The organism is Prauserella endophytica (assembly GCF_005146945.1).
Taxonomy (GTDB): domain Bacteria; phylum Actinomycetota; class Actinomycetes; order Mycobacteriales; family Pseudonocardiaceae; genus Prauserella_A; species Prauserella_A endophytica.
In genome coordinates, this window is record NZ_SWMS01000013.1 from 159,926 (window position 1) to 178,099 (window position 18,174).

Here is an 18,174-nt window from a genome sequence, read left to right on the forward strand (position 1 = left end):
GCGATCTTTTCAGCCGTTAGGTCTCCCCCGAGGGTGTGACAGGTAACACACCGAATAGAAGCCTCCTGTTGCTCTCACTCGGTGGTCCGTGGTTATTTGACCGGGTGGGGTCCGGGTCCGGCTCAGATCGCGCAGCCGGTGACACGCCGGCTGTGCGCGACCCGGTTCCCTCCCCTTCGGCGGAGCCGACGCTGCCAGTCGCCGCGGTCGCGCGCAGGCTCGGCGTCGCCCCGTCCACGCTGCGGACGTGGGACCGCCGGTACGGGCTCGGTCCCAGCAGGCACACCGGCGGCAGGCATCGCCGGTACGGCCCCTCCGATGTCGTCCGCCTCGAACTGATGCAGCGCGCGCTGCTGCGCGGCGCCTCCACCGCCGAGGCCGCCCGCTACGCGCTCGCGCACATGCCCAAGGCCTCGAACGAGCCCTCCCCGCCCGTCACGGAACTGCGCTTGGAGACCACCGACGGCGAGGTCGTGCTCGGCGCCGGCCGGGACTTGACGGACCCGGCGGGCCCGCCCCGCTTCGCGCGCCAGTTGAGCGCGGCGTCACTGGCGATGGACGTGCGGGCCGTGCAGCACCTGCTGGCCGAGGCCATCGGCACCCTCGGCGTGCTCGACGCGTGGGAGGGCGTGATCCGGCCGGTGGTCGCGGCTCTCGGGGCGGGCTGGCGCGACGGGCGCGGCGGCTCCGAGGTGGGCTACCTGCTCACCGAATGCGTGTTCGGCGCGCTGGTCAGGGCGACACCCGTGCTGGCCGAGCCCCGCAACCTGCGCCCCGTCCTGCTCGGCAGCGTTCCCGACGAGCGCGACACACTCCCCCTGTACGTGCTCGCCGCCGCGCTCGCGGAGCGCCGCATCGTCACTCAGCTGTTCGGGGTGCCGCTGCCCGCCGACGTGCTGGCCGTCGCGGTGCGCCGCAGCTCGCCTGCCGCGGTCGTGCTGTGGGCGCAGCGCGGGCCGTCGGCCAATCCGAGGCTGTTCACGCGCATCGCCCGGGGCAGGCAGAGAGGGCGGCTCTTCGCGTGCGGCCCGGCCTGGCACGCGGGCGACCTCCCGCCCAAGGTCGAGCTGCTCGGCGACATCCGCGACGCCGCCGAGCGGGTCGAGTACGTGCTGCTGGGCGACGCGCCGCGAGGATGAGCCGGTGCTGACGAGGGAAAGCGTCCTGCGCCGCGCGGCGTTCGGGGACGCGCCGGACATCCACGACGGCGAGCCTGCCGCCGCGGCGAGTCCGAGGGAACGCTGGCTCGCCGCGGTGGTGCTGGGAGCCAGGGGCGGCTACGCGGCCGCCATGACGCTGCTCGACCCCTTGAGAAGGGGCCGGGACCCGCTGCTCGCCGCGCTGGCCGGGGCCACACTGGCCTCCCACCGCCGTCAACTCGGTGGGCACGCCGCCGCGGTCCCGCTCGACGGCGCCGCGCTGCGGCACGCCGCGCTCGCCGCCGGGCCTGCCGACGAGGACGGGCTCGACCCGGCCGGTGCGCTGGCCGACGCGCTGCTCGGTCTCGCCGCCGACAACCTCGGCCGGGGCAGGCTCACCGCCGCGCGCAGGCTGATCGCGACGGCGACCGCGCACTCCGGCTCCTGGCGGACGCGGGTCCGTCTCGGCTGGGTGAGCGCCGAGGTCGCGCTCGCGGCGGGCGACGCGGCGGAGGCCGTTCCGCACGCGGAGCGGGCCGAGGCGCTGGCGAGGGAACGCGGCGCCGTGCGGCACGAGATCAAGTCGGCGCTCGTCCTCGGCGCCGCGCTCGCCGCCACCGGCGAGCCCGCCGCGCGGAGACGGGCGACCGAGCTGGTCGGCGGCGCGCTGGAGGCAACGGGCAAGTACCGGCTCGGCTCGCTGGCGTGGCCCGCCGGGTTGCTGGCTGCGGAACTCGACCCCGAGCGGGCTGACTGGAACAGATCAAGAGTTACTCGCGAGTTATACGCTCTGTTACCGGCCTCGGACCCGGAGGGCCGGCGCCTCGCGCTCTCCTCTCCGTGGGTCCCGATCTAGCCTGTTACCTGGGTCACAAGGCCTATACCGACATCTGGGCGAGGCATTTTTCAAAAAAAGCCACCAGATCGTGTCAAGGTGGGACCTAAAGCGTCCGATAGGGGAAGTGGAATGTCACCCGGCTGCAGGAAGGAAACCCCGTGACGACGGTCTTGATCTGCGACGACCGACGCAGTGTCCGCGAAGGCCTCACCCGCGTGATGTCTGCCGTCCCCGGCGTCAGTCGCATCGACTGTGTAGCGCACGGTGACGAGTTGCTCGCCCGCTACTCGCGGCAGCCGGTGGACGTCGTGCTCGTCGGCACGCAGCGCGCGGTGCCGACGGGAGTCGAGGCGACCCGCAGGCTGGTCTCCGCCAACCCGCAGGCCAACGTGATCGTGTTCGGCGCCCCGGACGACGCCGGCAGCATCGCCGCCGCGATCGCGGGCGGGGCGCGGGGCTACCTGCGCTGGGACGCCTCGCGTCCCGAGCTCGTCGCCGCGCTGGCCCACACCCTCGCGAGCACCTCGGTGCCCGCTCCGCGCCAGCCCTCCGACCCGGGTGTCCAGCTCACCGAGCGGGAGCTCCAGGTGCTGCGGGGCATGAGCCAGGGCAAGAGCAACGGGCAGATCGGCCGCGAGCTGTACCTGTCCGAGGACACCGTGAAGACCCACGCCCGCCGGCTTTTCCGCAAGCTCGGCGTGCGTGACCGCGCCCAGGCCGTCGCGCACGGCTTCCGGCGCGGCCTCGTGTCCTGAGTCTCTGCTCCAGCGGGTCCCTCAGCCGGTAGTTGAAAAAAGACAGTCGCGGCGCGCCACGTGGCATGTACCCACGTGGCGCGCCGCGTTGTACTGTGATGTTCGCCGTATCGCCTGAGCGTGTCGGTCGTTGAAAGTTGCAAAATTACGGTACGCTGACGTTTCCGCAGGTTGCAGCCTGCGTGACGCGGTTTCGACGACCGTGAGCGAAAACCGGGGGTGTCGGAAGGTACGGTAGGTATCACCGGCGTGAGGGATGTCAGAGCCGCACGCCGTTCTTCTTGCACGCCTACACGTAACACCGGGACTGTTGTCTGCGATGGCCAATGTGGGGGATGGACTGGACGAGTCAGTCGCCGCCGCTGTCGAGGGTGACCCACAGGCGGTTGAGCGGCTACTCGCCGCGATCCGTCCCCTTGTGGTGCGGTACTGCCGCGCCCGAGTTGGCAGGCAAGAGCGTTCGTTCGCTTCGGCTGACGACGTAGCCCAGGAGGTGTGTCTCGCGGTGCTCACGGCGTTGCCTTCGTATCGTGATCAAGGCCGCCCTTTCCTGGCCTTCGTCTACGGCATTGCTCAGCACAAGGTGGCCGACGCGCATCGCGCGGCGGCACGCAACCGTGCCGAGCCGGTCGCCGAGGTGCCCGACGAAGTGGAGGGCGATGTTGGTCCTGAGCAGCACGCCCTGCAGGGCGAGCTGAACGCGAGGATGTCCGAGCTGCTACAGGTCCTGCCGGACAAACAACGCGAGATCGTGGTGTTGCGGGTGGTCGTAGGGCTGTCCGCCGAGGAGACCGCCGAGGCCGTGGGGTCCACCCCCGGTGCCGTGAGGGTCGCCCAGCATCGCGCCCTCGCGCGGCTGCGCAAGGTGCTGGCCGCTGAGGAGGTGGTCTGAGTGACGGAACGCGACGGCGGTAACCAGGAGAACGGCGAGGTGTTTCCCTACTCGCAGGCAGAGCCGGACGAGTCCTCGACCACGCTCGAGCTGTCGGCCATCCAGGCCGACGACGCGCTGCTCGACGCGCTCGGCGGCCCCGACCCGCAGGTCGCCGACGGGCTCGGCGACCAGGAGCTGAACGCCCTGCTGCTCGCGTGGCGCAGGGACATCGACAGCGAGCCGCTCGCTGAACTGGTCGACACCCCGACCGCGGTCACCACGATCAAGACCGCGGCCATCGCCAAGCGCCACGCCGGCCGGGGCCGGAGACGCAGACTTCTCGTCCCTGTCGCCGCTGCCGCCGCCGTGCTCGCCATCGGGTTCACCGGCACCGCTCTCGCCGCCAGGGACGCACAGCCCGGCGACACGCTGTGGGGCCTTTCCAAGGTCCTGTACGCGGACCACGCCCGCTCGGTCGAGGCCGCCGCCTCCGTGCGGACCGAGCTCGAAGAGGCCCATCTCGCGCTGGCGCAGCAGCGCTACGACGACGCGCGCCGCGCACTCCAGCAGGCGGAGCTGGCACTGAGCCAGGTGACCGCCGAGGACGAGCTCGCCCAGCTCAAGGCCCGCCACATGGAACTGCTGGCCCAGCTCAACAAGCCGCAGCCGGGCCACACCCCCAGCACCACGCCGTCCGCCACCGGCACGCCGGACAGCAGCTCGTCCACGTCGACGGGCACGAAACCGACCAACGAGCTGCCGCTGCCGGGGCCCACCACGGACCCGTCGGAGGCTCCGGACACCACCACGTCTCCGACCACGAACCCTCCGACGTCGTCCACCGAACCGCCACCGCCGAGCACGTCGACGGGTGACACCAGCGGGGGCGAGTCGGGCAGCACCGACCGGCCGTTCGGCCAGGAGCCCGCCGTCGTCTCCGGCGGAACCGCGGGCTGACACTCGAGCACTCGAGCAGAAGGGGCGTGTGACCGATGCGGTCACACGCCCCTTTCCGGGTCATTCAGTACGCGCTCTCGGTGGCCGTGATCCCGTCGGCGAAGCCCCGGCAGTAGTCCCAGCTCACATAGTCGGCCGGGTTCGGGTCGTAGGCCGGCTCGTGCGGGCGCATGTGCCCGTCGGAGAGCAGCTGCTCGAGGCTCGCCCTCAGCAGGTGCCAGTCGTGGTAGTGAGGCTGGTCGCACTCGCCGCAGTCCACCACGATGCCCCTGACCCCGCGAGGCTCGAGAAGTGCCTGGTAGACGGCGAGATCCGAGAGGTCGGCGAGCAGTTCGGAGCGCTCGTCCGGACTGATCGGCTCACCTGCCGGCTCGTCCAGGGCGGCGATCTCCTTCGCCGGGTCGTTCGGGTCGTCGGCGAACGGGTCTGGGGGCAACACGTCGTGCGGCACGGCCTGCACGGTACCGGGCTGGCCCCGGGGTACGCCCAGATACCATCGTTAACAGGTCCGTATACCCCTGTTGGCTTACCCGCCGAGGAAGGTTTCCCGCCCTCATGACGAGCGAGTTCACCTCCGCTGACCTCATCCCCTCCGCGGAGGCCACGAATGGCGCCGTCCCCGACAAGTTCGCGATGCTCGGGCTGACTTTCGACGACGTCCTGCTGCTGCCTGCCGAATCGGACGTCGTGCCCAGCGCCGTGGACACCAGCACGCGCCTGACCCGCAACGTCACGCTGCGCGTGCCGCTGCTGTCGGCGGCGATGGACACGGTCACCGAGGCGAGGATGGCCATCGCGATGGCGCGCCAGGGAGGCATGGGCGTGCTCCAGCGCAACCTGCCGATCGAGGAGCAGGCGCAGGCGGTGGAGATCGTCAAGCGGTCCGAGGCCGGCATGGTCACCGACCCGGTGACGTGCTCGCCGGACGACACGCTCGCAGAGGTCGACGCCCTGTGCGCGCGGTTCCGCATCTCCGGGGTCCCGGTCACCGACGCTTCCGGCACGCTCGTCGGCATCATCACCAACCGCGACATGCGGTTCGAGGTGGACCACAGCAGGCCCGTGAGCGAGGTCATGACCAAGGCCCCGTTGGTGACCGCTCAGGTCGGGGTCACGGCCGACGCGGCGCTCGGCCTGCTGCGCAGGCACAAGATCGAGAAGCTGCCGATCGTCGACGGCGCGGGCAAGCTGCGCGGACTGATCACCGTCAAGGACTTCGTCAAGACCGAGCAGTACCCCAACGCCACCAAGGACCCCGACGGCAGGCTGCTGGTCGGCGCCGCCGTGGGTGTCGGTGTGGACGGGCACCAGCGCGCGATGGCACTGGCCGACGCGGGCGTGGACGTGCTGATGGTCGACACCGCGCACGGCCACTCGCGGGCGGTGCTCGACACGGTGTCGACGCTCAAGAAGGAGCTCGGCGACACCGTCGACGTCGTCGGCGGCAACGTCGCCACGCGCGCGGGCGCGCAGGCGCTCGTCGAGGCGGGCGCGGACGGCGTGAAGGTGGGCGTCGGCCCTGGCTCGATCTGCACCACGCGGGTGGTGGCCGGTGTGGGTGTGCCGCAGATCTCGGCGATCTACGAGGCCGACAAGGCGTGCCGTCCCGCGGGCGTTCCCGTGATCGGCGACGGTGGCATCCAGTACTCCGGTGACATCGCCAAGGCCATCGCGGCCGGCGCGTCCGCGGTGATGCTCGGCAGCCTGCTCGCGGGCACCGCCGAGGCGCCGGGCGAGGTGATCCTGGTCAACGGCAAGCAGTACAAGACCTACCGCGGCATGGGCTCGCTCGGCGCGATGCGCACGCGGGGCGAGCAGCGCTCGTACTCGAAGGACCGCTACGCGCAGGACGACGTGCTGTCCGAGGACAAGCTCGTTCCGGAGGGCATCGAGGGGCGGATCCCGTTCCGCGGCCCGCTGGCGAACGTCGTGCACCAGCTCGTGGGCGGTCTCCGCTCCGGGATGGGCTACGCGGGCGCCAACTCGATCCCCGAGCTGCAGCGCGCGCAGCTCGTGCGCATCACCGCGGCGGGTCTCAAGGAGAGTCACCCCCACGACGTGACGATGACCGTCGAGTCGCCCAACTACACGACGCGCTGAAGAGTGTGTCCGGCGTGGCTTGTGTGGCCGTGCGGGTGGCGGAACCGGCTGACGGCCCACGCGAGCGGCTCCGGCGCCGCTGGAGCGGGACCTGGGGGCGCGCACAGCGCCGTGGACCACAGCGTCCACAATGAACCCGCTGCATTTTCGCGGGTAGAAGGGACTTGACGTGCGGGATCTGGTCGAGATCGGCATGGGGCGCACCGCGCGGCGGTCGTATGACCTCGACGACATCGACATCGTGCCGTCGCGGCGGACGCGCTCGTCGAAGGTGGTGTCCACCGGCTGGCAGATCGACGCCTACCGGTTCGACCTGCCGCTCGTGACGCACCCGACCGACGCGGTCGTGTCGCCGGACACGGCGGTGTCCATCGGCAAGCTCGGGGGCCTGGGCGTGCTCAACGCCGAGGGCCTGTGGGCGCGGCACGCCGACGCGGAGAGCGTGCTCGCCCGCCTGGTCACCGCCGCGAAGGACGGCGCGGAGACCGGCGAGGTCGTGCGGCTGCTGCAGGAGCTGCACTCGGCGTCCATCCGCACCGATCTGCTCACCGAGGCCATCCGGACGGTGCGCGACTCGGGCGTCACCGTCGCGGCGCGCGTGAGCCCGCAGCACGCGGCCGAGCTCACCCCGCACCTGCTGTCGGCAGGCGTCGAGATCCTCGTCGTCCAGGGCACGATCGTGTCCGCCGAGCACGTCGCGAAGGACACGTCCGAGGACGACCCGCTCAATCTCAAGGACTTCATCGCCGACCTCGACGTTCCGGTGATCGCGGGCGGTGTGAGCGACTACCGCACCGCGATGCACCTCATGCGCACCGGCGCGGCCGGCGTGATCGTCGGGCACGGCTACACACCGGGCATCACGAGCACCGACCGCGTGCTCGGCATCGGCGTGCCGATGGCCACCGCGATCATCGACGCCGCCGCCGCGCGCAGGGACTACCTCGACGAGACCGGTGGCCGCTACGTGCACGTCCTCGCCGACGGCGGCATCAGCTGCAGCGGCGACATCGCCAAGGCGATCGCGTGCGGTGCCGATGCCGTGATGCTCGGTGCGCCGCTGGCCTCCGCACACGAGGCGCCGGGCAAGGGCCTGTACTGGACGGCCGCCGCCGCGCACCCCTCGCTGCCGCGCTCGCGCGTGGCAGCGCTGCCCGGCCGCGAGGTGGACCTGAAGACGCTGCTGCACGGGCCGTCGTCCGACGCCGAGGGCGTGGTGAACCTGTTCGGCGCGCTGCGCCGCGCGTTGGCCAAGACCGGATACTCCGACCTCAAGGAGTTCCAGCGCGTCGGGCTCACCGTTCGTAACTGAACTCGACGGTAACTTACCCCTGGTCAGAAAAGCGGCCCGGAGTTACAGTTTTACGTGTGACTGCGCGTAACACCATCACTGACGATGGCAGGTCCACCGATCTCGACTACGACGTCATCGTGGTCGGCTCCGGTTTCGGCGGCAGCGTCGCGGCCCTGCGGCTGACCGAGAAGGGCTACCGGGTCGCGGTGATCGAGGCCGGTCGCCGCTTCGCCGACGACGAGTTCGCCAAGACGTCGTGGGACCTGCGCCGGTACCTGTGGGCGCCCGCGCTCGGTTGCTTCGGCATCCAGCGCATCCACCTGCTCAAGGACGTCATGGTGCTCGCGGGCGCCGGGGTCGGCGGCGGGTCGCTCGTCTACGCCAACACGCTGTACCGCCCGCTGGAGCCCTTCTACCGCGACCGCCAGTGGGCACACATCACCGACTGGCGGGCCGAGCTCGAACCGCACTACGACCAGGCGAGCCGCATGCTCGGCGTGGTCACCAACGCCTCGGTGACGCCGTCCGACGAGGTCATGCGCAAGGTCGCCGCCGACCTGGGCGTGGCCGACAGCTACCACCCGACCCCGGTCGGCGTTTACTTCGGCAAGCCCGGCGAGCGCGTCGCCGACCCGTACTTCGGCGGCGCCGGACCCGAGCGCACGGGCTGCACCGAATGCGGGTCGTGCATGACCGGCTGCCGCGTGGGCGCCAAGAACACGCTGGTCAAGAACTACCTGTACCTCGCGGAACACGGTGGGGCGAAGGTGGTGCCACTCACCACCGTCACCGCCGTGCGCCCGCGCGGGAGCGGGGGAGGCTCCTTCGAGGTCGACGTCCGCAAGACCGGCACCACCTCGCGCCGGTTCACCCACACCCTGACCGCAGGCCACGTCGTGCTGGCCGCGGGCACGTGGGGCACCCAGCGGCTGCTGCACGACATGCGCGACACCGGCACGTTGCCCCGCCTCTCACCGCGGCTGGGCGAGCTCACCAGGACCAACTCCGAGGCGATCGTCGGCGCCGCCCGGACCACCGTGGATCCCGAGAACGACTACAGCCGGGGGGTGGCCATCACGTCGTCGATCCACCCCGACGAGTCCACTCACATCGAGCCGGTCCGGTACGGCAAGGGCAGCAACGCGATGAGCCTGTTGCAGACCATCGCCACCGACGGCAGCTCCGAGGTGCCGCGCTGGCGGCAGGCGTTGCGGTTCGTCGTCCGCCACCCCGTGCAGACCGCCAAGCTGCTCAACGGCTACCGGTGGAGCGAGCGGACGGTGATCCTGCTGGTGATGCAGAGCCTCGACAACTCCATCACCACCTACACCAAGCGGGGCCTGTTCGGGCGCAGGCGCTACACCTCCCGCCAGGGGCACGGCGAGCCGAACCCGACGTTCATCAAGGCAGGGCACGAGGCGAACCTGCGCACCGCCGAGCACATCGGCGGCATGGCGGGCGGCACGTGGGGCGAGATCTTCGACATCCCGCTGACGGCGCACTTCATCGGCGGCGCGCCGATCGGCACGAGCGCCGACGAAGGCGTGATCGACCCTTACCAGCGCGTCTTCAACTACCCGAACCTGCACGTCGTGGACGGCGCCGCGATCACGGCTAACCTCGGCGTGAACCCGTCGCTGACGATCACCGCGCAGGCCGAGCGAGCCTTCTCGCTGTGGCCGAACAAGGGCGAGGCCGACCCTCGACCCGCGCAGGGCGAGCCCTACCGCCGCGTGGAGCCGGTCGCCCCGAAGAACCCGGCGGTGCCGGCCCACGCGCCGGGCGCGCTCACAGCGGGACGCCGGTGAGCACGGTGACGCGCTCGACGCCGAACTCCTGCATCGTGGCGCGCACCGAGTCCGGGCGGTAGGTGGGCACGTCGCCGACCACCACGGCGTCGGCGGCCAGCTCCGCCGAGGCGCGCAGCGCCAGCGTCACGTCGCGGGTGAACACGCCCGTGCGGGAGCCGGCGGCGAGTCCGAACGCGGCATCCGCCGAGTCGGCGACCGACACGACGAGCACCGGACCGGGCACCGGCTCGGCCGCGACGGGCCCCTGCAGCAGCGTGGGTTCCGTCGCGGACCCCGTGAGCAGCTTGGCCCCGTTCGACGTGGTCTCTTCGAGCCACTCCGCGAGCCTCGCGGCGGCCTCCGCCGTCGCCATCGGGCCCACGGACACCGCAGGGTCGAACGGGTCGCCGGTCGGCTGAGCGCGCACCGCGTCGGTGAGGGCGGCGACGAAGTCGTCGGCGACGGCCGCGTCCACCGCCACCGTGCGGACCGCGTGCGCGCCCTGCCCGGCCTCCTGCGTCGCCGAGGCCGCGATGCGTTGCGCGGCCCCGTCGAGGTCGGGCCAGTCGGCGAGCACCACCGCCGTGGTGGTGCCCGTGGCGCCCGCGTAGGTCGCGGCGAAACGCGAGTCGGTGGCCAGTCGGGCCGTGACCTTCATGGCCTCGATGGGCAGCACCGAGTACGCGCCCTCCGGCAGGTCCGTCTCGGCGAGCACCTCGCCGAGCGCGAGCGCCGCGAGCGGAGCGCGTACGTCGGGGGCGAGCACCACGGGCGCGCCGACGGCCAGAGCGGCGGCCACCGTGTGTGCCGCGACGCCGAGCGGGCAGTGGACGGGCACCGCGCCGAGCACGGGTCCCCTCGGCCTCTTCCGCACCAGCTCCATTCGCTGCTCGCCCGCGACATCGGAGTCGAGCCGGTGCAGCTCTCCGTCGGCGCGGGTCGCCTCCCTGGCCGCCGAGCGCAGCGCCGCGACGGCGTGGGCGACCTCCACTTCGGCCCAGCGCAACGGTTTCCCGCTCTCCGCGGTGATCAGTTCCGCGAGCTCGTCGGCTCGCGTGGCGAGGCCCCTGGCGACGTCCTCCAGCGCCGTCGCGCGGGCGTGTGCGGGAGCGCGGCGCAGGATGGGGGCGGCGTCGGCCGCGGAGGCGACGGCGCGTTCGACCTGGTCGTCGTCCGGCAGCGCCACGGTGGCGACCTCGGTGTCGTCGCACGGGTGCGTGACGGCGAACGTGCTGGCACCGTGCTCGGCGCGCCCGGCGATCCAGGCGGCTCGCGGCTGCGGTGTGATGGCGTCCATAGTGCAGACCGTAACCGCCACCTGGGCTCAGCGCCGGGCAGCTCACCTGCGACGATGGAAGCGCACGTTCGTGAATGCCAGGAGGTCCGGCAGTGGCAGAAGGTCCAGTGCTCGTCGTGGACTACGGAGCCCAGTACGCGCAGCTCATCGCGAGGCGGGTCCGCGAGGCACAGGTGTACTCGGAGGTCGTGCCGCACACCTCCACCGTCGACGAGCTGCTGGAACGCAAGCCGTCGGCGATCATCCTCTCCGGCGGTCCCTCCAGCGTCTACGCCGAGGGCGCGCCAAGGGTCGACCCGGCGCTGTTCGACGCGGGCGTGCCCGTGTTCGGCATCTGCTACGGCTTCCAGGCCATGGCGCAGGCGCTCGGCGGCGACGTCGAGCACACCGGTACCCGGGAGTTCGGCCGCACCGAGCTCGGTGTCACCGGCGGTGCGCTGCACGAGGAACTGCCCGCGCGGCACCCGGTGTGGATGAGCCACGGCGACTGTGTCACGAAGGCGCCCGAAGGCTTCTCGGTCACCGCGTCCAGCGAGGGCGCGCCGGTGGCCGGTTTCGAGGACGTCGGCCGCCGCTTCGCGGGCGTGCAGTACCACCCCGAGGTCGCCCACTCGCCGCACGGCCAGGAGGTGCTCCGCCGCTTCCTGCACGAGATCGCCGGCATCCGTCCGCAGTGGACCACCGCGTCCATTGTGGACGACCAGGTGGCCAGGATCAAAGCGCAGATCGGCGAAGGGCACGCGATCTGCGCGCTCTCCGGTGGCGTTGACTCCGCCGTCGCCGCCGCGCTCGTGCAGCAGGCGATCGGCGAGCGGCTCACGTGCGTCTTCGTCGACCACGGCCTGCTGCGCGCCGGGGAGCGCGCGCAGGTGGAGCGCGACTTCGTGGCCGCGACGGGCGTCAAGCTCGTCACCGTCGACGCGAGGGAGCGGTTCCTCTCCGCGCTCGCCGGTGTCACCGACCCCGAGCAGAAACGAAAGATCATCGGCCGCGAGTTCATCCGCGTCTTCGAGCAGTCCGCCCGCGACCTGAAGGCTTCGGGCGACGCCGAGTTCCTCGTGCAGGGCACGCTCTACCCGGACGTCGTCGAGTCCGGCGGCGGCACGGGCGCCTCGAACATCAAGAGCCACCACAACGTCGGCGGGCTGCCCGACGACCTGCAGTTCCAGCTCGTCGAGCCGCTGCGGCTGCTGTTCAAGGACGAGGTCCGCCGTGTCGGCCTCGAGCTTGGCCTGCCGGAGACGATCGTGCACCGCCAGCCGTTCCCAGGCCCCGGCCTCGGCATCCGGATCATCGGAGAGGTCACGGCCGAGCGGCTCGAGACGCTGCGGGCGGCCGACGCGATCGCCCGCGAGGAGCTCACCGCGGCCGGGCTGGACAGCGACATCTGGCAGTGCCCCGTGGTGCTGCTCGCCGACGTCCGCAGTGTCGGCGTGCAGGGCGACGGGCGCACCTACGGGCATCCCGTGGTGCTGCGACCCGTTTCCAGCGAGGACGCCATGACGGCCGACTGGACGCGGCTACCCTATGACGTGCTCGAACGCATCTCGACACGGATCACGAACGAGGTGCCGGAGGTGAACCGGGTGGTGCTCGACGTCACGAGCAAGCCGCCGGGCACCATCGAGTGGGAGTGACGTCGCTGCTGAACTGGGGGTAACCGGCTGATGTGGATCGCAGGGGCGCTGCTCGTCGTGGCCGCCGTCGCGGGCTTTTTCTACATGCGGCACACGAAGAGCGAGCTGCACGCGATGATCGGCACCGAGACGCTGTCGATCCCCGAGCTGGAGCGGCTTCGCGGCATCTCCGACGAGCTCGGCGCCAAGGGCTCGTTCCGCAAGGTGGCCGAGGTCGTCGGCGCCGCCCACCCGCGCCCGGAGGGGCTGCTCACCTCGGAGCTGTCCAAGACCGAGTGCGTCTGGTACCGCTACCAGATCGAGCGGCAGTACGAGACCGTGGAGTACCGCGACGGCAAGCGGCACCGCACGAAGCGCACCGAGCAGGTCGCCAACCACACGTCGTGGGAGGGCTACGCGCTCATCGACGAGCAGCGGCGCACCATCGGTGTCGACCCCAACGGGACCAAGCCCGACGGCGTCGAGCAGACCGTCAACCGCTTCGAGCCGTATCGGGGTGGCGGCGGCTCGGTGGAGCTGTTCGGCTTCAAGCTGCCGCAGTTCGTGCTGGGTAACAACAGCACCACCATCGGCTACCAGTACCGGGAATGGGTCATCCGCCCCGGCAGGAGGCTCTACATCCTGGGCGAGGTGCACGACAAGATCGGCCCGCTCGTGATCGGCAAGCCCGAGAACGGCGGCCACTTCCTCGTTTCGACCCGCACCGAGCAGGAGCTGCGCGAGGACCGCGTGAAGCGGCACAAGTTCCTCGCGATCGGCGTCATCGCCGCCACGCTCATCGGGATCGTGCTGATCGTCGCCGACGTCCTCACCTGAGCTGACACCGGACACGGAAACGGGCCGGGCGGCTGCTGCCACCCGGCCGGTTTCCGTGTGCGCGTCAGCCGCGCTTGCGGCCGCCACGCATCGACGCGATCAGCATTAGCGTCCCCACCAGCACGGCACCGCCTGCCAGCACCCACCGCAGGTCCACGGTGGGGAACCAGTTGTGCCCGTCGGACAGCACATAGGCCGACACCAGCAGGGTCGCGATCCCGGCGAGGAGGGTGAACAGGTCGACCCCCGGCCTACGCTGCTCCACGCTCTGGTTTTCCTGCTCAGCCACGGGACACCTCCAGGTTTCCTGCTCCCGCCTCGACGTTCAGAGTGATGCGCTGGCCACCGGGGCCGTCGGGACCGGGGTCGAATCCCCGCAGTGGTTCGGTGCCGATGCCGGAGCGGTTGCGGCCGAAGCAGTCGTAATTGCCCATTCCCACGTCGCAGGTGTAGCTGACGTCAGCGGTTCGCGGCACGAGCACGGTGACGTCACCGGTGCCCACGCGAACGGTCGTCCGCACCGGTTCCTCCGACTCGGCGAGCTGCCGCAGGTCCAGCTCGATCTGCCCGGCCGTGCGTTCGTAGACCGGCTCCACCTCGGCGGCCGTCGTCGGCCGGTCCTCGAGGTTGCCCACGCCGCCGCGGAAGTTGTCGAACGGCACCGCCGTGAGGAACAGGGCGGCCGCCGCGAGCGGCGCGGCGAGCCAGACGAGGCCGCGGCCGCCGCCGAGGAACGATCCCACGACGAGTCCGGTGCCCAGCACACCGAGGACGAGCCCCAGCACGTGCGCGGCTGTGAACCAGCCCCCGTCGTTGGCCGCGATGGCGGCACCGACACTGCCAACCGCGAGTGCGACGCCGAACGTGGCGAGCCCGACCTTCGACCTCGGGCGCCGGGGTTCCGGCGGAGCGGGTGCGGGTGGCTCCGGCACGGACGGCGGCGCGGGCAGGTCCCAGCCGAGCGGCGCCGCGCCCAGCGCGTCCCACGAGCCCGCCTCGGCCGTGCCCGGCTGTGCCGTGCCTGCCGCCGCGGCCGCGTAGCCGTGCGGCGTGGTCTGCCCGCCATGGATGTCGTAGCCGGTGGCGGCGGTCATCCGCCCGACAGAGGCAGGCCGGTTCAGGTGGCCCCTGCTGCGGTGCAGCAGGTACAGCGCGGTGATCAGCAGCGCCGCCCCGATGAAGCCGCCGCCGTCGAACCAGTTGCCCGCGAACGTCCACCCGAAGGACGGGAGGAGCACGAGGCACAGCACCACCGCGAACGCCTTCGACACGGAGCTCTGGCCCCTGCCGATGAGGTGCTCGAAGGCCGAGACCTCGTCGTCCTCGCCGGGCAGGAGCAGCCAGCCGAGCAGGTACACGCTGATGCCGACGCCGCCGAAGATGGTCATGGCGACCAGCGCCACCCTGATCACCACGGGGTCCACGCCGTAGCGGTAGCCGATCCCGGCGGCCACACCGGCCAGCTTGCGGCCCTGGTGCGGCCGTCTCGGCCTGCTTTCCCAGAAGTCCTTCACCGTGTCCTCGAAGCCCTCGATGTGCTTCGAGGCGTTCGTCGCGCCACTCATGACATCGAGAATGCGGCCAGTGCACCGCTCGCCGCATCGGGGAAGACCCCTGACTTTGCCGCCGCCGGGATCAGGGTGGGGGATCAGGTCAGGGGTTTCCCTGATGAAACCGCCTCCGATCTCTGTGAACATGGATGACGTGCAGGAACAGCCCACCGAGGAGCGCGCGGTCACCGTGGCGCCGCCCGTAGGCGAGCGCGCCGAGGTCACCGCCGCCACACCGTCGCGGGCCGTTGCGGAGCCCAGCGGCCCGCCAAAGATGTACCGCCGCCGCGGAGGCCGAGTGCTGGCCGGCGTCGCGGGCGGGCTCGCCGACCACCTCGGGGTCAAGGTCCTCTGGGTACGCGCGACGTTCGCGGTGCTGGCGGGGTTCGGTGGACTCGGGCTGGTCGCCTACGGCCTGCTCTGGGTCTTCGCGCCGCAGCAGTCGCGCGACGAACCGGCCAAGGCCGAGTCCACCAGGGAACGGCAGCAGGCGTTCGGGCTGCTCGCGCTCGGTGTCGGGCTCACCGTCGCGGGCGGCGCGATCACCGGCGTGTTCGCGGGCTGGGTCGGTCTGCCGATCGCCGTGGCGCTCGTCGGCGCCGCCGTGGTGTGGCGCGAGGCCGACGAGTCGCAGCGCCGCCGTTGGCGCACCGGCGCCCGCTCCGGGGTCGCCGGTGCCGTGCTCGGCGGCGGGGGCTGGTCGGCGGCCATCCGCATCTTCGCCGGTGTCGCGCTCGTGATGACCGCCATCGGCGTGCTCATCCTGCGCGACAGCAGCCTCGCGGAGATGCAGTTCGCGCTGATCGCGGTGATCGCCACGCTGATCGGCGTCGCCGTGCTGACGGTGCCCTTCTGGCTGCGCATGGTCCGCGACCTCGGCGAGGAGCGCCGGGCCCGCATCCGCACCGAGGAGCGCGCGGAGATCGCCGCCCACCTGCACGACTCGGTGCTGCAGACCCTGGCCCTGATCCAGAAGCAGGCCGATTCGCCGAGGGAGGTCGCCCGGCTGGCGCGCGGTCAGGAGCGCGAGCTGCGCGGCTGGCTCTACGGCCCGAACGGCTACGGCAAGCCGAAGGAGCAGCCCGCCGCGGAGTCGCTGGGGACGCTGTCACAAGCCGTGGCCTCGGCGTGCGGGGAGGTGGAGGACGCCTTCGCGATCTCGGTGCAGCAGGTCGTCGTCGGCGACACCGAGCTCGACGAGCGCCTGGCCGCACTCGTGCAGGCGGCCCGCGAGTCGATCGTCAACGCAGCCAAGCACGCCGGTGTCGAGGAGGTCAGCGTCTACGCCGAGGTGGAGGCGGGTTCGGTCACGGTGTTCGTCCGCGACCGGGGCAAGGGCTTCGACCCGGACACCGTTCCGGCCGACCGGCATGGCCTCGCGGACTCCATCAGGGGCAGGATGGAGCGCAACGGCGGCACCGTTCGGCTGCGCACCGCCCCCGGTGAGGGCACCGAGGTGCAGCTGGAGATGCCGCGCAAGATCACCGCCAAGACGTCGCAGGGGGCAACGTGACAGACGACCAGCAGACCAGGCAGCCGGTGACGGTTTTCCTGGTCGACGACCACGCACTGTTCCGCGCCGGGGTGCGCGCCGAGCTGGAGTCGATCACCGACGAGGTGCGCGTCGTCGGCGAGGCCGGTTCGGTGGCCGAGGCGGTCGCCGGGATCACGCGCGTGCGCCCGCAGGTGGTGCTGCTCGACGTGCACATGCCGGACGGCGGTGGTGCCGAGGTGCTGCGCAGGCTGCGCACAGAGCTGCCCGACGTGGTGTTCCTTGCGCTGTCGGTGTCGGACGCCGCCGAGGACGTCATCGCGGTCATCCGCGCAGGCGCCCGCGGCTACGTCACGAAGACGATCTCGTCGAAGGAACTGGTGCGCGCGGTCGTCCGGGTCGCCGACGGCGACGCCGTGTTCTCGCCGAGGCTCGCCGGCTTCGTGCTGGACGCGTTCGCCGACCGCCCCGGCTCCGAGCCCATCAGCGACCCGGAGCTGGACCTTCTCACCCCGCGCGAGCGGGACGTGCTGCGCCTGCTCGCGCGGGGCTACGCGTACAAGGAGATCGCGTCGGAGCTGTTCATCTCGGTGAAGACGGTCGAGACCCACGTGTCGAGCGTGCTGCGCAAGACCCAGCTGTCGAACCGGTACGAGCTGTCCCGCTGGGCCTCCGACCGCAGGCTCGTCTGAATCACCGGGGCGTCTCCACCAGCGGGGGCTTCACCACGGCGACCCGCCTGCGCACGCGCGTCAGCGCGACGCCGACCAGCACCACGACCATGCCGACGATCACCCGCGCGTTGAGCTGCTCATCCAGGAAGACGGTGCCGAGCAGCACGGACACCACCGGCAGCAGGTACCCGACGGTCGACGTCGCGACGCCGCCCTCGGTCGCGATCAGCCGGTAGTTCAGCGCGAACGCGACGCCGGTGGAGAAGACACCGAGCACGGCGATGGCGATCAGCGCCGTCCCGTCGAGATGGATCGGGCTCAGCCCGCCCGCGGGCAACGCCAGCAGCAGGAACCCGCTCGCCGTGATCATCTGTGCGGCGGCCAGGGCGACCGGCGAGACACCGGTGTCGGCGAGGTACTTGCCCTCGTAGACCATCACGAAGCCGTAGCTCGCTGCCGCGGCGAGGATCACCACCGCACCCAAGCTGAGCAGCCCGGACGACTCCCATGGCGCGAAGATCAGGATGGTCCCGGCGAGGCCGAGCCCGAGCCCGGCGGTCCTGGCCGCCGAGAGCCGCCGCTCCACCCGCCACACCAGCGCCACCGCGAGCGCCCACAGGGGAGTGGTCGCGTTCAGCACGCCGGTGACACCCGAGTCGACGGTCTGCTCGCCGATGGCGAACAGCAGGAACGGCAGCGCGTTGTGGAACAGTGCCGCCACCGCGAGGTATCCCCAGATGCGCCGCGACCGGGGCAGCCGGTCCTTCGCGACGTAGCAGAGCAGCACGAGCACCGCGGCGCCGAGCAGCAGGCGGGCCAGCACGAGCTGGACGGGAGTGAACGCGGCGAGCGCGAGCTTGATCCACAGGAAGCTGGAGCCCCACATCAGGGCCAGCGCGCCCATGCGGAGCAGGGTTTTCGTTTCTCCCACGACGCCAGATTCGTCCTGCTCAGGCATAAG

Annotated in this window: 17 protein-coding genes; 12 read left to right on the forward strand and 5 right to left on the reverse strand. The window is 71.5% G+C overall.

Features of this window, described 5'->3' with window-relative positions:
- Nucleotides 1–152: 152 nt before the first annotated feature.
- The 5 genes from FCN18_RS23230 to FCN18_RS23250 all read left to right on the forward strand — a co-directional run bounded on the left by FCN18_RS23230 (nt 153) and on the right by FCN18_RS23250 (nt 4,563).
- Nucleotides 153–1,139, forward strand: a complete 987-nt coding sequence (locus FCN18_RS23230; protein ID WP_228714093.1) for a MerR family transcriptional regulator — start codon at nt 153–155, stop codon at nt 1,137–1,139.
- A gap of 4 nt (nt 1,140–1,143) precedes the next feature.
- The gene (locus FCN18_RS23235; RefSeq protein WP_112276946.1) at nt 1,144–1,995 is read left to right on the forward strand and encodes a hypothetical protein; all 852 of its coding nucleotides are present in this window, start codon (nt 1,144–1,146) and stop codon (nt 1,993–1,995) included.
- A 140-nt stretch (nt 1,996–2,135) separates the two neighbouring features.
- The gene (locus FCN18_RS23240) at nt 2,136–2,732 is read left to right on the forward strand and encodes a response regulator transcription factor (RefSeq protein WP_003073605.1); all 597 of its coding nucleotides are present in this window, start codon (nt 2,136–2,138) and stop codon (nt 2,730–2,732) included.
- Between the two features lie 319 nt (nt 2,733–3,051).
- A complete protein-coding gene (locus FCN18_RS23245) occupies nt 3,052–3,624 on the forward strand; it encodes a sigma-70 family RNA polymerase sigma factor (RefSeq protein ID WP_110334886.1) in 573 nt (190 codons plus the stop codon).
- Nucleotides 3,625–4,563 carry an anti-sigma-D factor RsdA gene (locus tag FCN18_RS23250; RefSeq protein ID WP_112276948.1) on the forward strand — a complete coding sequence of 313 codons (939 nt, stop codon included), beginning with the start codon at nt 3,625–3,627 and terminating at the stop codon, nt 4,561–4,563.
- 64 nt (nt 4,564–4,627) lie between these two features.
- Here the strand turns inward: FCN18_RS23250 and FCN18_RS23255 are convergent, their stop codons facing one another.
- The gene (locus FCN18_RS23255) at nt 4,628–5,023 is read right to left on the reverse strand and encodes a DUF5319 domain-containing protein (protein ID WP_170200586.1); all 396 of its coding nucleotides are present in this window, start codon (nt 5,021–5,023) and stop codon (nt 4,628–4,630) included.
- Between the two features lie 95 nt (nt 5,024–5,118).
- Between FCN18_RS23255 and guaB the strand changes: the two genes are divergently transcribed.
- The 3 genes from guaB (at nt 5,119) to FCN18_RS23270 (ending at nt 9,765) form a co-directional block, all read left to right on the forward strand.
- Nucleotides 5,119–6,663 carry an IMP dehydrogenase gene (guaB, locus tag FCN18_RS23260; RefSeq protein WP_112276952.1) on the forward strand — a complete coding sequence of 515 codons (1,545 nt, stop codon included), beginning with the start codon at nt 5,119–5,121 and terminating at the stop codon, nt 6,661–6,663.
- A 169-nt stretch (nt 6,664–6,832) separates the two neighbouring features.
- Nucleotides 6,833–7,975, forward strand: a complete 1,143-nt coding sequence (locus tag FCN18_RS23265; protein ID WP_112276954.1) for a GuaB3 family IMP dehydrogenase-related protein — start codon at nt 6,833–6,835, stop codon at nt 7,973–7,975.
- A gap of 56 nt (nt 7,976–8,031) precedes the next feature.
- Entirely contained in the window at nt 8,032–9,765 is a 1,734-nt protein-coding gene (locus tag FCN18_RS23270) for an FAD-dependent oxidoreductase (RefSeq protein WP_137096083.1), read from the forward strand.
- Here the strand turns inward: FCN18_RS23270 and FCN18_RS23275 are convergent.
- A complete protein-coding gene (locus tag FCN18_RS23275; RefSeq protein WP_137096084.1) occupies nt 9,746–11,044 on the reverse strand; it encodes an aldehyde dehydrogenase family protein in 1,299 nt (432 codons plus the stop codon). The genes FCN18_RS23270 and FCN18_RS23275 overlap by 20 nt on opposite strands.
- A gap of 92 nt (nt 11,045–11,136) precedes the next feature.
- Here FCN18_RS23275 and guaA point away from each other — a divergent pair, with 92 nt between their 5' ends.
- Together guaA and FCN18_RS23285 are read left to right on the forward strand one after the other, a co-directional pair.
- Nucleotides 11,137–12,681 (forward strand): glutamine-hydrolyzing GMP synthase, encoded by a 1,545-nt coding sequence (guaA, locus tag FCN18_RS23280; RefSeq protein WP_112276960.1) that lies wholly within the window; start codon nt 11,137–11,139, stop codon nt 12,679–12,681.
- A 30-nt stretch (nt 12,682–12,711) separates the two neighbouring features.
- A complete protein-coding gene (locus tag FCN18_RS23285) occupies nt 12,712–13,497 on the forward strand; it encodes an E3 ubiquitin ligase family protein (protein WP_112276962.1) in 786 nt (261 codons plus the stop codon).
- Nucleotides 13,498–13,561: 64 nt separating this feature from the next.
- Here the strand turns inward: FCN18_RS23285 and FCN18_RS23290 are convergent, their stop codons facing one another.
- Together FCN18_RS23290 and FCN18_RS23295 are read right to left on the reverse strand one after the other, a co-directional pair.
- Complete coding sequence (locus FCN18_RS23290; protein ID WP_112276964.1) at nt 13,562–13,786, reverse strand: hypothetical protein; 225 nt, start codon at nt 13,784–13,786, stop codon at nt 13,562–13,564.
- Entirely contained in the window at nt 13,779–15,062 is a 1,284-nt protein-coding gene (locus tag FCN18_RS23295; RefSeq protein WP_137096085.1) for a PspC domain-containing protein, read from the reverse strand. The genes FCN18_RS23290 and FCN18_RS23295 overlap by 8 nt, the downstream gene beginning before the upstream one ends.
- Nucleotides 15,063–15,192: 130 nt before the next feature.
- On the opposite strand from FCN18_RS23295, the gene FCN18_RS23300 reads away from it, so the two are divergent.
- Nucleotides 15,193–16,560 (forward strand): ATP-binding protein, encoded by a 1,368-nt coding sequence (locus tag FCN18_RS23300; RefSeq protein WP_137096086.1) that lies wholly within the window; start codon nt 15,193–15,195, stop codon nt 16,558–16,560.
- A complete protein-coding gene (locus tag FCN18_RS23305; RefSeq protein WP_112276970.1) occupies nt 16,557–17,231 on the forward strand; it encodes a response regulator in 675 nt (224 codons plus the stop codon). Before FCN18_RS23300 ends, FCN18_RS23305 begins: the two co-directional genes overlap by 4 nt.
- Nucleotide 17,232: 1 nt before the next feature.
- Here FCN18_RS23305 and FCN18_RS23310 read toward each other — a convergent pair whose 3' ends face one another.
- Nucleotides 17,233–18,144, reverse strand: coding sequence for a DMT family transporter (locus tag FCN18_RS23310; RefSeq protein WP_113644481.1), 912 nt, complete (start codon nt 18,142–18,144; stop codon nt 17,233–17,235).
- Nucleotides 18,145–18,174 lie beyond the last annotated feature (30 nt).

Excerpts from the sequence above, each read along its gene's own strand:
- FCN18_RS23245 (WP_110334886.1), top strand. The coding sequence starts at position 3,052 with ATGGCCAATGTGGGGGATGGACTGGACGAGTCAGTCGCCGCCGCTGTC.
- FCN18_RS23295 (WP_137096085.1), bottom strand. The coding sequence starts at position 15,062 with ATGAGTGGCGCGACGAACGCCTCGAAGCACATCGAGGGCTTCGAGGAC.
- guaB (WP_112276952.1), top strand. The coding sequence starts at position 5,119 with ATGACGAGCGAGTTCACCTCCGCTGACCTCATCCCCTCCGCGGAGGCC.
- FCN18_RS23285 (WP_112276962.1), top strand. The coding sequence starts at position 12,712 with ATGTGGATCGCAGGGGCGCTGCTCGTCGTGGCCGCCGTCGCGGGCTTT.
- FCN18_RS23275 (WP_137096084.1), bottom strand. The coding sequence starts at position 11,044 with ATGGACGCCATCACACCGCAGCCGCGAGCCGCCTGGATCGCCGGGCGC.
- FCN18_RS23300 (WP_137096086.1), top strand. The coding sequence starts at position 15,193 with ATGGATGACGTGCAGGAACAGCCCACCGAGGAGCGCGCGGTCACCGTG.